Origin of the sequence: Paraburkholderia sp. J7, assembly GCF_905220155.1 — a bacterium.
In the GTDB taxonomy this organism is placed as follows: domain Bacteria; phylum Pseudomonadota; class Gammaproteobacteria; order Burkholderiales; family Burkholderiaceae; genus Paraburkholderia.
Window position 1 is genome coordinate 51,382 of record NZ_CAJMYZ010000004.1, and the last position, 14,284, is coordinate 65,665.

The following is a 14,284-nucleotide window of genomic DNA, read 5'->3' on the forward strand; positions in this document are numbered from 1 at the left end:
GGATCAGGCACGCCCTAGGTCCCCGTCAGCAAGCCGCCAACTCAGCCAACGACGGCCGCCATCTGCGGGCAGGCGACGCTCGGCGCCGGTTTCGCGCGCGCGCCGGCCTTCGCGCCATTCGCTGGCGTGCTCACGCGCGGTGCGGCCGCGAGTGCGCGCACGCCACTCGCGATCGACTGCGAGAGCGCCTCGACCGCCTGCCGGTGTCCGATTACAAGCGCGTCGTAGCCGTCGCCCACCTTCTCGTTGAGCACGCTTCGGCAGGTCAGGACCGTTTCCGTGTTGAGTGCGCGCACGCTCCACACGGCGTCGATCAGCGCATGCGAGCCCGGCCACGATTCGAAGCGCTGCACATTCACGCTTACGCGGTACACGGGCACGCCCTCGGGATGCGGCGAGCCGTACACGTCGATGGTGCCGAGCTGCTGCGTGAGGTCGCCCGAGAGTGCGCGGCGGATCTCGTCGCCGGGCATCGAAGCCCAGCGCTCCTGCTCGAGTACGCGCACCTGGTTGGCGTCGGTTTGCACGACCATCTGCGCTTTGGCGACCTGCGGCGGAACATCCACGGGCGCCAGCTCGATCAGCCACTGCGCGTTGCCCGCGGTTGGTGCGGCAGCGGTGCGGGCGGTGTCGTCGGTCGGGCTGAGTGTATAGAACCGGCTGGCGGGCGAGCTGCAGCCTGCCAGCGCGGCTGCGATGACCAGCGCGCCGAGCGCGGCAAGAGAGGGGACGCGTCGGAACGTCATGGCTTGTCTCCAGATTTGCCGCGCAGCAGCGATTCGGGATGGCGCTCCAGGTAATCGGCGAGCGCGTTGAGCGATTGCAGCGTACGCGTGAGTTCCTGCATCGCCTGGTGCACGTCGGACTGCAGCGGCGAATCCTGCTGCAGTGTGGACTGCGCGGCGTTGAAGGTCTTCTGCGCTTCGTCGAGCGTGCCTTGCAGCTGCGGCAGGATCTGCTCGTTCACCTTGCCGAACAGCTGGTTGGCGTTCTTGAGCGACTCGTTCAGGTTGTTGCCGATCTTGTCGAACGGAATCTGGTTGAGCTTCTTCGTGATGTCCGCCACCTGCTGCTGCAGCTCTTCGAGCGAATTCGGCACCGTCGGCAGTTCGAGCGGATCGTGGTTGAAGTCGATCGTCGCCGGTCCCGCCTTCGGGAAGATGTCGAGCGCAATGTAAAGCTGCCCCGTGATCAGGTTGCCGGTGCGCAACTGGCCGCGCAGGCCGCGCGCGACGAGCCGCTTGATCAGCTCCTGGCTTTGCGGCGTATGCGGCGCTGGCGCTTCGCCGCGGATGCGGCGCGACAGGCGCAGCGGGTAGAGGTCGATCGTCACGGGCATCGTGAAGTTGTGCTGTTTCGGGTCGTACTCGATGCCGATGTCGGTCACCTGGCCGAGCACGATGCCGCGGAAATCGACCGTCGCGCCAACCGAAAGGCCGCGCAACGACTGGTTGAAGTACATGACCACGCGTTGTGGCGCGCCGTCCGGCTCGCGCATTGCCTCGGTTTCGTCGGAGGCAAGCGCGAAGGTGGCGTTGTCGGGCGCCTGCGGGCCCATGGACTGGCCGGCCGGCGCCTGGAACGCGAGGCCGCCCACCACGATCGTGGCAAGCGACTGCGTGTTGACCTTGATGCCGTTCGAATCGAGCTGCACGTTCACGCCGCTCGCGTGCCACCAGCGCGTGTTGGTGCCCACGTACTGATCGAAGGGCGCGCTCACGAACACCTGCACCGTGACGCCGGTGCCGTCCTTGTCGAGCGAATAGCCTGTGACCTGACCAACCTGAATGCGCCGGAAGAAGATCGGCGTGCCGATGTCGAGCGAGCCGAGTGTCCCGCTGTGCAACGTATAGCGATGGCCTTTTTCGTCGATGGTCACCGCTGGCGGCGCTTCGAGCCCGACGAAATCGCTTTGCGAATCCTGCGAGCGGCCGGCGTCCGCGCCGATATACGAGCCCGAGAGCAGCGTGGTGAGGCCCGAAACGCCGCTTGCGCCCACGCGCGGGCGCACGACCCAGAAGCGGCTGTCCTTCACGGCGAATCGTTCGGCGTCCTTGGTCAGCTCGACCGTGACGATCACATGCGAAAGGTTGGGCGAGAGCTTGATCGCGCGCACCGAGCCAATGTCCACGTCCTTGTACTTGACCTTGGTCTTGCCGGGCTCGAGCCCTTCGGCGCTCACGAAGCTGATCGTGATGGTCGGCCCGCGCGTGGCGACCGACTTCACGACGAGCGCCACGCCGATCAGCGCCGCGACGATCGGCACGATCCAGACGAGCGAGGGGAGCCAGCGCCGCGGCTTGACGATCTCCGGCTCCGGCAGATTGGGCGGGGTCGGTCCTTTCGGACTATTCATGGGGTTGATCCTGAGAGTGTTGCGCAGGTTTGTGTTTGTCTTCGTCCACCGGATCCCAGATCAGGCGCGGATCGAACTGCATGGAGGCGATCATCGTCAGGATCACGACCGAGCCGAACGCGATCGCGCCGGGGCCCGCCGTGATGACCGCAAGCGACTGGAAGCGTACCAGCGCGACGGTTAGCGTGACAACGAACACGTCGAGCATCGACCAGCGCCCGATGAATTCGACGAGCCGGTAGAGCTTCGTGCGTTCGACCGGCCGCCATTTCGAGCCCCGCTGCGAGGTGAACGCGAGCAGCGCCAGCACCGAGAGCTTGAGCATGGGAACGAGAATGCTCGCGATGAAAACGATCACGGCGAGCGGCCAGTCCCCGGAGGTCCAGAAGTAGACCACGCCGCTCATAATGGTGTCGTCCTCGTCGCCGACGAGCGAGGACGTATGCATCACGGGCAGCAGGTTCGCGGGAATGTAGAGCAGCGCCGCGGCAATGAGGAGCGCCCACGTGCGCATGATGCTGTCCGGGTTGCGCTCGTGCACGGGCGAGCCGCAGCGTGCGCAGCGAACGTGCTGGCGCGCGCGCTCGTGTGGCTGCACGTGCCCGCAGGCGTGGCAGGCGATGTAGCCGGCGTCGGTGGCGGTCTGGTATTTCATCGGGGCCCCTTGGGGAGCGGGCCGCCGCGCGGCGGCGCCGGGTCTTGCGCGCCTGCGCCTGGCGCGCGGATCTCGGGCTCGGCGAGCGGGTGGGGCGCGGCCGGCGACGGCGTTTGCGGCGATTGTGGCGATTGCGGACCGTCGGCGCCGCCCGCCTGCGCGCCCGGACCCGCGCCGCCCTCGCGCGCCGCGCGTGCGGCGTCGCGCAGGCTGTCGGCGATGTCCCAGAGCGTGCGCGCGTCGAACGTGACGACCACGGTGAACATCAGCGTGAGCGTGCCGAAGGCGAAGAGCGCGGTTTCGGGAATGACCCGCGCGAGGCTCACCATTTTCACGATGGTGATGAGCACGCCCAGCATGAACACCTCGAGCATGCCCCAGGGCCGCACGAACTGGATGGCGCGCAGCACGAGGTTGAAGCCTGGCGGAATGAAGCCGCGCCGTATCGGCAGCAGGACGTAGAGCAGCGCCACCATCTCCGTGAGCGGAAAGAGGATGGTTGCGCAGAACACGATTACCGCGATGATCTCCATGTCCTCGTGCCAGAGCACCACGAGGGCGCCGAACAGGCTCGACTCCGTAGTGATACCGTTCGCATCGAGCTCGATGATCGGGAACGACTGGGCGATGATGAAGGTGACGAGCGCCGCGATCGTCATGGCGCAGATGCGGTCGATCTGGGACGCGGCGCTGCTGTAGAGCGTGGCGCCGCAGCGCGAGCAGCGCGCTGTCTGGCGGCCGAGCAGCCGCGGTTTGCGGTAGAGCGCGTCGCAATCGTGACACGCGATCAGTTTGTCCTGGGCCATGCGGGCAGGTGACGCAAAACGACGTGAACGAAAGACGCGCGACGGCGGCGCGCATGCCGGAAGGTGCTGACAGCGCCTCGCGCCATGTTACCAAACGCGCCCGGCGGCGTGCCGCAACGAGCCGCGGGCCCGGACAGGTCCGCCGCGCAGCAGGCGGCCGGGTGCGACAGCCGGGCGGCGCTCGCCCGCGCGACGAGCGGGCTGCGAGTGTGCCACGTTTGCGCCGTTCTCGCGTGCGAGGATCGCAGTGACCGGGCGCTTATCTGCAGATGTTTGCTGTCACTCAATCTGGACTATCTTTCGGGCATGGGACAGGATGGCTGCGGAACGTGGCCGAAGCCAGTTCACGAAGCGAACGACTACGCAATCAAGGCGAGACGATCATGGACGCATTGTCGAGGTGGATTCGTTCTTATCGATGGCAGCCGGCCGTCCGGGCCGCGACGCTGTGTGCCGGGGCCGCTGCGGCGCTGCTCGCCGGCGGGGCCGCCCACGCGCAGCTCGACGCGGCGAAGAGCACGATCGTTGCCGTGTCGCGCCAGATGAACGTGCCTGTGCAGGGCAGCTTCACGAAGTTCGACGCGCAGATCGACTTCGACCCGGGCAAGCCCGCCGGCGGCACCGCGAAGATCACGGTCGACACGGCGAGCTATGATCTGGGCGATCAGACCTACAACGATTCGGTGCGCGGGCCCGAATGGTTCGACGCGAAGACGTTCCCGCAGGCAACCTTCGTCTCGACCGCCGTCACGTCGACCGGAACGAACCAGTACAGCGTGAGCGGCAAACTCACGATCAAGGGGCATACGCAGAACGTGGCCGTGCCCGTCGTGCTCACGCAGCAGGGCGGGACGCAGACGTTCGACGGCACGCTGCCTGTCCATCGGCTCGCCTTCGAAATCGGCACCGGCGAGTGGAAAGACACCTCGATCGTCGCCGACGCAGTGCTGATCAAATTTCATATCGTCGTCGCGCACAAGTAGAACGACGGCTTCAAGGAGATGCCTTTGAACAAGGTCGTCATGATGGCCGCTGGGGCCGCCGTGGTATCGCTGGCCGCCTTGGTGACGCAAGCCGCACGCGCCGCCGACACTTACCAGCTTGACCCGAACCACACGTTTCCGAGCTTCGAGGCCGACCACTTCGGCGGCCTTTCCACGTGGCGCGGCAAGTTCACGAAGACCACAGGCACGGTCACGCTGGACCGAGCGGCGAAAACGGGCACCGTGGACGTGGCAATCGATCCGGCATCGATCCAGACCGGCAATCCGCAGCTCGACCAGCATCTGGTGGGCGACGACTTTTTCGATGTCGCGAAGTACCCCACGGCCACCTACAAGGGCACGCGCATCGTCTTCAACGGCGATACGCCCAAAGAGGTGATCGGGGAGTTGACGCTGCACGGCGTGACGCGGCCGCTCAAGCTCGAGATCGCGTCGTTCAAATGCATGCCGCACCCGGTGCTCAAACGCGAGGTGTGCGGCGTGGAGGCCGAAGCCGCATTCAACCGCGACGACTTCGGCATGGACTCGGGCAAGAAGTACGGCTTCAAGATGAAGACCACGCTCCATATCCAGGCCGAAGGCATCAAGCAGTAGGCGGAAACGACGGAGCGGCGAAGGCCGTTGCGTATGCACGAAAAAAAAGCCGGTTCGTGAGAACCGGCTTTTTTGCTGGTGCGCCGCTTAAACCTGCGCGCCCGCGTTCGGATCGTTCGGATCGAACTTTTCCTTCTTGTCCTTCACGAGGTCTTCGCGCTTCACGCCGAGCCACATCGCGAGCGCCGCCGCGACGAACACCGACGAGTAAATGCCGAAGAGAATACCCACCGTCAGGGCCAGCGCGAAGTAGTGCAGCGTCGGGCCGCCGAAGAAGAACATCGAGAGCACCATCATTTCCGTACAGCCGTGGGTGATGATGGTTCGCGACATCGTGCTCGTGATCGCGTGGTTGATGACTTCGGTGACGCTCATCTTGCGCTCGCGCCGGAAGGTCTCGCGAATCCGGTCGAAGATAACGACCGATTCGTTCACCGAGTAGCCGAGCACGGCGAGCACCGCCGCGAGCACCGAGAGCGAGAACTCCCACTGGAAGAACGCGAAGAAGCCCAGAATGATCACGACGTCGTGCAAGTTCGCGATCACGCCGGCCACGGCGTACTTCCATTCGAAGCGGAACGACAGGTAGATGATGATGCCCGCCACCACGCAGGCGAGCGCGAGCAGGCCGTCGGTGGCGAGTTCCTTGCCGACCTGCGGCCCGACGAACTCCACGCGCTGCAACTGCACTTGCGGGTCCGCCGCCTTGAGCGTGGCCATCACCTGGTCGCTTTGTTGCGCCGAGCTCAGGCCCGTCTTGAGCGGCAGGCGGATCAGCACGTCGCGCGAGGTGCCGAAGTTCTGCACCTGGGCGTCGCCGTAGCCGATCTTCGTGAGCGAGTCGCGCAGCGGCTCGAGCTGCACGGCCTGCGGGTACTGCACTTCGATGACCGTGCCGCCCGTGAACTCGATCGACAGATGCAGGCCACGGTGGAAGAGGAAGAACACCGCCGCAATGAAGGTAATCAGCGAGATCGCGTTGAAGATCAACGCGTGCTTCATGAACGGGATGTCTTTGCGGATGCGGAAAAATTCCATGTTCTTGACTCCGTATCAGCGGGACGAGCCGGTGTTGTTGCCCGAACCGCCGGTGCCGCCCTGGGCGTCGCGGCGGCGCACAACCGGCTTGGCGCGCGTGGCGCCCTTCACACCGGCCTTGGCCGGTTCGCGCTTCGCGGCGTTTGCAGCGACCGCGCGGCCCGTGTCCGTGCCGGCGTCGGCGCCTGCGAGCGCGGGCGTGCCTTCATCGGGTTCCGGACGCCACACCTGACCTACCGCGAGCGACTTGAGCTTCTTCTTGCCGCCGTACCAGAGGTTCACGAGACCGCGCGAGAAGAACACGGCCGAGAACATCGACGTGAGAATGCCGATACAGTGCACGATCGCGAAGCCGCGCACCGGGCCCGAACCGAACGCGAGCAGCGCGAGACCGGCGATGAGCGTGGTCACGTTCGAGTCGAGAATCGTCGCCCAGGCGTGCGCGTAGCCGTTCTGGATGGCCAGTTGCGGCGGCGCGCCGTGACGCAGTTCTTCACGCACGCGCTCGTTGATGAGCACGTTCGCGTCGATGGCCATACCGAGCGCGAGCGCGATAGCCGCGATACCCGGCAGCGTGAGCGTGGCCTGCAGCATGGAGAGCACCGCCACGAGCAGCAGCAGGTTCACCGAAAGGCCGATCATCGAGATCGCGCCGAACAGCATGTAGTACGCGATCATGAACACGGCGATGGCGGCGAAGCCGTAGATCACCGAGTCGAAACCCTTGCGAATGTTGTCCGCGCCAAGGCTCGGGCCAACCGTGCGTTCCTCGATGATGTCCATCGGCGCGGCAAGCGAGCCTGCGCGCAGCAGCAGCGCGAGGTCGGCGGCGGCCTGCGGCGTGGGCTGGCCCGTGATCTGGAAGCGGTCGCCCAGTTCCGACTGGATGGTCGCCACCGTCAGCACTTCGCCCTTGCCCTTTTCGAACAGCACCATCGCCATCGGCTTGCCGATGTTGTCGCGCGAGACGGCGCGCACCGCGCGGCCGCCCGCCGAGTCGAGGCGGATGTTGACCGACGGACGCTGATGCTCGTCAAAGCCCGCCGAAGCGTCGATGATGCGGTCGCCGGTGAAGATCACCTGCTTGCGCAGCAGCACCGGTGCGGCGTTGCCTTGCGTGAAGAGCTCGTCGCCCGGCGGCACCGGCGCGTTCACGTCCGGATGCAGGCCCATCGGGTCGGCGAGGCGCGCTTCGAGCGTCGCCGTGCGGCCGATGATGTCCTTCGCCTTCGCGGTGTCCTGCACGCCCGGCAGCTCGACCACAATACGGTCGTCGCCTTGCTGCTGGATCACGGGCTCGGCCACGCCAAGCTCGTTCACGCGGTTATGGAGCGTCTGGATGTTCTGCTTGAGCGCGGCCTGCTGAACCGCCGTCTTCACGGCCGGCGTGAACGTGCCGACGAGCTGCACGCCGCCTTCAGGGTTGTTCTGCGTGGCCCACTGCAGCTCGGTAATGCCGCCCGAGCCCGCGAGGACCTTGCGCGCCTGCTCGGCCACGTCGGCGTCGGCGAAATTGACGACCACCGACTGGTTCACGCGGTTCACGCCGCCGTCGCGGATGTTCTTGTCACGCAGGAGCGTGCGCACGTCGGAAGCGTCGGAGTCGAGCTTCTTGTTGAGCGCGCCGTTCATGTCGACCTGGAGCAGGAAGTGCACGCCGCCGCGCAGGTCGAGGCCGAGATACATCGGCAACGCGTGCAGCGAGCTGAGCCAGCGCGGCGAGGCGCTCTGCAGGTTCAGCGCGACGATGTACTGCGGGTCGCTCGGGTCGGCGTTCAGCGCGTGGTTGAGCGCGTCTTTCAGGCGCAGCTGCGTGTCCGTGTCGGCGACGCGCACGCGGATGTTCGCGTTCATCGACGAGTTGTCGAACGTGAGGTCGGTCGCCTTGATATTGTTCGCGGCGAGTGCGGCTTCGACCTGGGCAAGCGTGCCCGAGTCGAGCTTGACCGTGGCCTTGCCGCTCGACACCTGGACCGCGGGCGCTTCGCCGAAGAAATTGGGCAATGTGTACACGAAGCCGATGACGAGCGCCACCAGCATCACGACATATTTCCAGAGGGGATAACGGTTCATTGGTTGACCCAACGGGGGAGGGGAATGGCCTTAAGCGCTGCGTGCGCGTCCGGCGTTGCCTTCGGGGCGTTCCTGCATTGACGTTTTCTGGTCAGTGGCTGCGAGGGCGGGCCGGGCGCGCGAGGCCGTTCTTTCGGAGGCAACGGCCTCGATGATGCAATGAAGCTTTACAGCGACTTGATCGTGCCCTTCGGCAGGATGGTCGAGACCGACGACTTTTGCACGGTGATTTCCGTGCCATCAGCGATTTCGACGCCCACGTAAGCTTCGCTGACCTTGGTCACCTTGCCGACGATGCCGCCGCTCGTGATCACTTCGTCGCCCTTGGCCATGGCCGAGAGCATGTTGCGATGTTCCTTCTGACGCTTCATCTGCGGACGGATCATGATGAAGTACAGCACGGCGAACATCAGAATGAGCGGCAGGAAGCTCATGAGGCTCGATTCGGCACCACCTGCTGCACTGCCTTGCGCGAAGGCATTGGAAATGAACGACACGTTGGTCTCTCCGTTTTTTACGATCAAAAAGCGAGCCGGTTATTCTACCACCGGCATTCATCGCGACGATGACGCAAAATAGGCTTTGCGATCAAGTGCTTATCTCGAATCCCGCCCCGGCGCGGCATGCTTGTGCGTGAAACCGGGGTGGGTCGAGCGCAGCGATTGCCTTCTCTGCGCCAATGTTGCGAAAGGTTATTGTAATGTCTGGCGACTGGCCTCAGTCCACGCCGCGTGCGCGCTGCTCGGCGAAACGCTGGCGGAACGCCGCGAACGTCTTCGTTTCGATGGCCGCGCGCATCTCGCTCATCAGTTCCAGGTAGTAATGCAGATTGTGGATCGTGTTGAGCTGCGCGCCGAGGATCTCGCCCACGCGGTGCAGATGGTGCAGGTAGCCGCGCGTGAAGTTGCGGCAGGTGTAGCAGCCGCATTGCTCGTCGAGCGGGCGCAGCGAGTTGCGGTGCACGGCGTTGCGGATCTTGATGTCGCCAAAGCGCGTGAAGATCCAGCCGTTGCGGGCATTGCGCGTGGGCATCACGCAGTCGAACATGTCGACGCCCGCGGCCACGCCCGCCACCAGGTCTTCCGGCGTGCCCACGCCCATCAGGTAGTGCGGTTTGTCGGCGGGCAGCTTCGGCGCGATGTGTTCGAGCACGCGCATCATGTCTTCCTTCGGCTCGCCCACCGAAAGACCGCCGATCGCGTAGCCGTGGAACGGCATCTGCGCGAGGCCGGCAAGCGATTCGTCGCGCAGGTCCTCGAACATGCCGCCTTGCACGATGCCAAACAAGGCATTCGGGTTGCCGAGACGGTTGAATTCGTCGATCGAGCGCTGCGCCCAGCGCATCGACATGCGCATGGAGTCGGCGGCTTCCTTGTGCGTGGTCGGCACGCCGTTGGTCGCGTAGGGCGTGCACTCGTCGAACTGCATGACGATGTCCGAGTTCAGCACCTTCTGGATCTGCATCGACACTTCGGGCGAGAGGAACAGCTTGTCGCCGTTCACGGGCGACGCGAAGCGCACGCCGTCTTCCGAGATCTTGCGCAGGTCGCCGAGCGAGAACACCTGGAAACCGCCCGAATCGGTGAGGATGGGCCGGTTCCAGCCCATGAAGCGGTGCAGGCCGCCGTGCGCCTCGATCGTTTCCAGGCCCGGGCGCAGCCACAGGTGGAAAGTGTTGCCGAGGATGATCTGCGCCTTCATTTCCTCGAGCTCGCGCGGCTGCGTGGCCTTCACGGTGCCGTAGGTGCCCACGGGCATGAAGATCGGCGTTTCGACCACGCCGTGATTGAGCGTCACGCGGCCGCGGCGCGCGAGGCCGTCGGTGCCGAGCAGCTCGAATTTCAGGCCGTTTTGCGGGCGTTCGCCCAGATATGCGCCGTGTTCGGCGCGTGCGTTGTTTTGATGACCGTCGGTCATGCGTGGACTCCTGTGCAACCGGCGCTCTGCGTGGGACTGGCGTAAGCGCTAAAGCGCTAACGCCAGTCGACAAGTCCGGCGCAGATGATGAAACGCCGCCGCGCATTTGTCTGTCGCGTGACGGCCTGGAAAGCGTGGGCGTTACTTGTTCAGCGCGTCGTCTGTTCTGGTGAGCAGCATCGCGTCGCCGTAACTAAAGAACCGATACCGCTCGGCAATCGCATGACGATACGCCGCGCGGATCGTTTCGATGCCCGCGAATGCCGATACGAGCATCAGGAGCGTCGATTTCGGCAGGTGGAAGTTCGTGACGAGCCGGTCGACCACGCGGAACTGATACCCGGGCGTGATGAAGATATCGGTTTCCGCCTGCGTGGCCGCGAGTGCGCGGCCTTCGCGGTCGGCGTCGCGCGCGGCGGCTTCGAGCGCGCGCATCGAGGTCGTGCCCACCGCGATCACGCGGCCGCCGCGTGCGCGCGTGGCGGCGATCTTGTCGACGAGCGACTGCGGCAGCTCATACCACTCGCTATGCATCTTGTGCTCGGCGATGTTCTCCACGCGCACCGGCTGGAATGTGCCCGCGCCCACGTGCAGCGTGAGCGTGGCGCGCTCCACGCCTTGCGCGTCGAGTTGCGCGAGCAGGGCGTCGTCGAAGTGCAGGCCCGCCGTGGGCGCGGCCACCGCGCCCGGATTTTGCGCGAACACCGTTTGATAGCGCGTTTCATCGCTCGCGTCGGCGTCGTGCGTGATATAGGGCGGCAGCGGCAGACGGCCGTGTTGCTCGATCAGCGTGAGGCAGTCGTCGGGAAAGTGCAGCGTGTAGAACTGATCGACGCGCTCGCCAACCGTCACTTCGAACGCATCGGCGAGGCGCAGCACCGTGCCGGGGCCCGGGCTCTTGCTCGCGCGGATTTGCGCGAGTGCCGAGCGCGCGCCGGTCAGGCGCTCCACGAGGACCTCGATCTTGCCGCCGCTGGCCTTCTGGCCGAAGAAACGCGCCTTCAGCACCTTGGTATCGTTGAAGACAAGCAGGTCGCCCGGCGCGATGCACGCGGGCAGCTCGGAGAAGCGGCGGTCGGTAAATCGCGCAGGTTGGGTGGTGTTGTCGACCTCCAGCAGACGGCTTGCGCTGCGCTCGGGCAGGGCGGTCTGCGCGATCAGTTCCTCGGGGAGGTCGAAATCGAAATCGGAAAGCTTGAACATGCGGCCTGAAGTAACGGAAATGCGCCGGAGGCCCGGCGCGCGGCGGCTTTACTGGGCCGAACCGTCAAACGGTTGCGCCCCCAAAAGCGGCTGCAATGGCCGCCCACGTTCACTGGGCAACCAGGTTGCATGGGACCGGAGTAAGGGCTAAAGCCCTAACTCCGGATCGACACAGCTATGATTGCGGGGCATGCGCTTGTGCGACATGCGCCCGATGGCAAAGGCCGTCGCGCTGCACGCGCCGCGCCATGCCGGAAAGCCGATATTGTACTTGCAAGCTGCCCATGCCCTCATCCGTTAGCCGATTGATGTCCGAACCCGATGCCGCGAGCGACGCGCCCGACGACGCGCGTACGCCCGAGAGCGGCGCGCGGGCGCGGCAACCGGAGGCGGCGCAAGGGGCCGCATCGCCCGCGCGCAAACGCGCTGCAAAGAAGTCCGCGGAAAAGGGCGCAGATGCGGCCGCAGAAAAAGCCGCAGCCAAAGACAAGCCCAAGCTCACCAAAACCGCCGACCGCCTCGCCAAGCTCGGCCTGCGCAGCGACATCGACCTCGTGCTGCATCTGCCGATGCGCTACGAGGACGAGACCACGCTCACGCCTATTGGCGAACTGCTGCCGGGCGGCGTCGCGCAAACCGAAGGCGTGGTGTTCGATAACGAGATCGCCTACCGTCCGCGCCGCCAACTGCTCGTGAAACTGCAGGACCACAACGGCGACGAGTTGCATCTGCGCTTCCTGAACTTCTACGGTTCGCAGGTCGCGCAGATGGCGATCGGCAAGCGTCTGCGCGTGCGCGGCGACGTGCGCGGCGGTTTCTTCGGCATGGAGATGGTGCATCCGGCGGTGAAGGTCGTGGAAGGCGACGCGCCGCTGCCGCAAGCGCTCACACCGGTGTATCCGTCCACGGCGGGCGTGAGTCAGGCGTATCTGCGCAAGGCGATCGACAACGCGCTGTCGCGCGCACATTTGCCCGAACTCCTGCCCGAAACCGTGGCGCACGAGTTCATGGCGCCGCTGGACGTGCCGCCGCTCATGGACGCGGTCAAGACCCTGCACCACCCGCCCGTGAACGCCGACGAGCACGCGCTCATCGAAGGCACGCATCCCGCGTGGACCCGCATCAAGTTCGAGGAACTGCTCGCGCAGCAACTGTCGCTCAAGCGCGCGCACGAAGAGCGCCGCACGCGCGCTGCGCCCGCGATGGCGCGGCATGTCGCGGGGCGCAAGAGCGAGGAAACGCTGCTCGCGCGTCTGCGCGGCGCGCTGCCGTTCACGCTCACCGGCGCGCAGGAGCGCGTGGTGGCCGAAATCGCTCACGATCTCGAGCAGCCGCACCCGATGCAGCGCCTGCTGCAAGGCGACGTCGGCAGCGGCAAGACCGTGGTCGCGGCGCTCGCGGCCGCGCAGGCCATCGACGCGGGCTATCAGGCCGCGCTCATGGCGCCGACCGAAATTCTCGCGGAACAGCACGCGCGCAAGCTGCGCGGCTGGCTCGAGCCGCTCGGCGTGCAGGTGGCGTGGCTCGCGGGCAGCCTGAAGGCGAAGGAAAAGCGCGCGGCGCTCGAAGCCGCGGCGCTCGGCACGGCGCAGCTCGTGATCGGCACGCACGCGATCATTCAGGAGGCCGTGGAATTCGCGCGCCTCGGCCTCGTGATCGTCGACGAGCAGCATCGCTTCGGCGTCGAGCAGCGGCTCGCGTTGCGCGCCAAGGCACAGAACGCGAAGTCTCCGGATCAGGCGCATCGCGAGTTCCAGCCGCATCAGCTGATGATGTCGGCCACGCCCATTCCGCGCACGCTCGCCATGACTTACTACGCGGACCTCGACGTCTCGACCATCGACGAGCTGCCGCCCGGCCGCACGCCGATCCTCACGAAGCTCATCTCCGACGCGCGCCGCGAGGAAGTGATCGCGCGCGTGCGCGCGGCGGCGCTCACGGGTCGTCAGGTGTACTGGGTATGTCCACTGATCGAGGAAAGCGAGACGTTGCAGCTGCAAACGGCCGTCGAGACTTACGAAACACTCGTGGCCGCGCTGCCGGAACTCACCGTGGGCCTCGTGCACGGGCGCCTCGCTTCCACGGATAAGGCCGCCGTCATGGATGCGTTTTCACGCAACGAAGTGCAACTGCTCGTGGCGACGACGGTGATCGAGGTGGGCGTGGACGTGCCCAACGCCTCGCTGATGGTGATCGAGCACGCCGAGCGCTTCGGCCTCGCGCAGCTTCACCAGTTGCGCGGGCGCGTGGGGCGGGGCAGCGCCGCTTCGGTGTGCGTGCTGCTCTACACGGGGCCGTTGTCGCTCACGGGCCGCGCACGTCTGCAAACCATGCGCGAAACGACCGACGGCTTCGAGATCGCGCGCAAGGACCTCGAGATCCGCGGCCCCGGCGAATTCCTCGGCGCGCGTCAATCCGGCGCGGCGATGCTGCGCTTTGCGAACCTCGAAAACGACGCATGGCTCATCGAGCCCGCGCGCGGCGCCGCCGATCGCCTGCTGCACGAGTTTCCGCACGTCGTCACGCAGCATCTGAACCGCTGGCTCGGCGCGCGCGAGCAATATCTGAAAGCGTAAATAGTCCATTTAGCGCATTGCGCGGAACCTGCGCGCGACAACGCCGTCTGACCCTTTTGCTT

At 65.8% G+C, this 14,284-nt stretch carries 12 protein-coding genes; 3 read left to right on the forward strand and 9 right to left on the reverse strand.

The annotated features are described in order from the left end of the window. Positions 1-41: 41 nt before the first annotated feature. The 4 genes from U5A58_RS07790 to U5A58_RS07805 are packed head-to-tail and all read right to left on the reverse strand — an operon-like array spanning position 42 to position 3,817. Entirely contained in the window at positions 42-746 is a 705-nt protein-coding gene (locus U5A58_RS07790; RefSeq protein ID WP_321960997.1) for a PqiC family protein, read from the reverse strand. After that, positions 743-2,356, reverse strand: coding sequence for an intermembrane transport protein PqiB (locus U5A58_RS07795; RefSeq protein WP_321960998.1), 1,614 nt, complete (start codon positions 2,354-2,356; stop codon positions 743-745). The genes U5A58_RS07790 and U5A58_RS07795 overlap by 4 nt, the downstream gene beginning before the upstream one ends. Further along, positions 2,349-3,011 (reverse strand): paraquat-inducible protein A, encoded by a 663-nt coding sequence (locus tag U5A58_RS07800; RefSeq protein WP_321960999.1) that lies wholly within the window; start codon positions 3,009-3,011, stop codon positions 2,349-2,351. Before U5A58_RS07800 ends, U5A58_RS07795 begins: the two co-directional genes overlap by 8 nt. Continuing rightward, a complete protein-coding gene (locus U5A58_RS07805; RefSeq protein WP_321961000.1) occupies positions 3,008-3,817 on the reverse strand; it encodes a paraquat-inducible protein A in 810 nt (269 codons plus the stop codon). The genes U5A58_RS07800 and U5A58_RS07805 overlap by 4 nt, the downstream gene beginning before the upstream one ends. Positions 3,818-4,200: 383 nt before the next feature. Here U5A58_RS07805 and U5A58_RS07810 point away from each other — a divergent pair, with 383 nt between their 5' ends. Both U5A58_RS07810 and U5A58_RS07815 read left to right on the forward strand, forming a co-directional pair. Beyond that, positions 4,201-4,800, forward strand: coding sequence for a YceI family protein (locus U5A58_RS07810; protein ID WP_321961001.1), 600 nt, complete (start codon positions 4,201-4,203; stop codon positions 4,798-4,800). A gap of 39 nt (positions 4,801-4,839) precedes the next feature. After that, positions 4,840-5,415: a YceI family protein gene (locus tag U5A58_RS07815; RefSeq protein WP_321961237.1), complete on the forward strand. Its 576-nt coding sequence runs from the start codon at positions 4,840-4,842 to the stop codon at positions 5,413-5,415. A gap of 87 nt (positions 5,416-5,502) precedes the next feature. Here U5A58_RS07815 and secF read toward each other — a convergent pair whose 3' ends face one another. The 5 genes from secF to queA form a co-directional block, all read right to left on the reverse strand. Continuing rightward, entirely contained in the window at positions 5,503-6,453 is a 951-nt protein-coding gene (gene secF, locus U5A58_RS07820; RefSeq protein ID WP_321913156.1) for a protein translocase subunit SecF, read from the reverse strand. 15 nt (positions 6,454-6,468) lie between these two features. Next, positions 6,469-8,526 carry a protein translocase subunit SecD gene (gene secD, locus U5A58_RS07825; RefSeq protein ID WP_321961002.1) on the reverse strand — a complete coding sequence of 686 codons (2,058 nt, stop codon included), beginning with the start codon at positions 8,524-8,526 and terminating at the stop codon, positions 6,469-6,471. Positions 8,527-8,693: 167 nt separating this feature from the next. Then, the gene (yajC, locus tag U5A58_RS07830) at positions 8,694-9,023 is read right to left on the reverse strand and encodes a preprotein translocase subunit YajC (protein ID WP_028201984.1); all 330 of its coding nucleotides are present in this window, start codon (positions 9,021-9,023) and stop codon (positions 8,694-8,696) included. A gap of 220 nt (positions 9,024-9,243) precedes the next feature. After that, positions 9,244-10,443, reverse strand: coding sequence for a tRNA guanosine(34) transglycosylase Tgt (tgt, locus tag U5A58_RS07835; RefSeq protein WP_321961003.1), 1,200 nt, complete (start codon positions 10,441-10,443; stop codon positions 9,244-9,246). Between the two features lie 141 nt (positions 10,444-10,584). Beyond that, on the reverse strand, positions 10,585-11,646 hold the full coding sequence (gene queA, locus U5A58_RS07840; protein ID WP_321961004.1) for a tRNA preQ1(34) S-adenosylmethionine ribosyltransferase-isomerase QueA: 1,062 nt from the start codon (positions 11,644-11,646) through the stop codon (positions 10,585-10,587). A gap of 284 nt (positions 11,647-11,930) precedes the next feature. Between queA and recG the strand changes: the two genes are divergently transcribed. Then, entirely contained in the window at positions 11,931-14,222 is a 2,292-nt protein-coding gene (gene recG / locus U5A58_RS07845) for an ATP-dependent DNA helicase RecG (RefSeq protein ID WP_415774190.1), read from the forward strand. Positions 14,223-14,284: the final 62 nt, after the last annotated feature.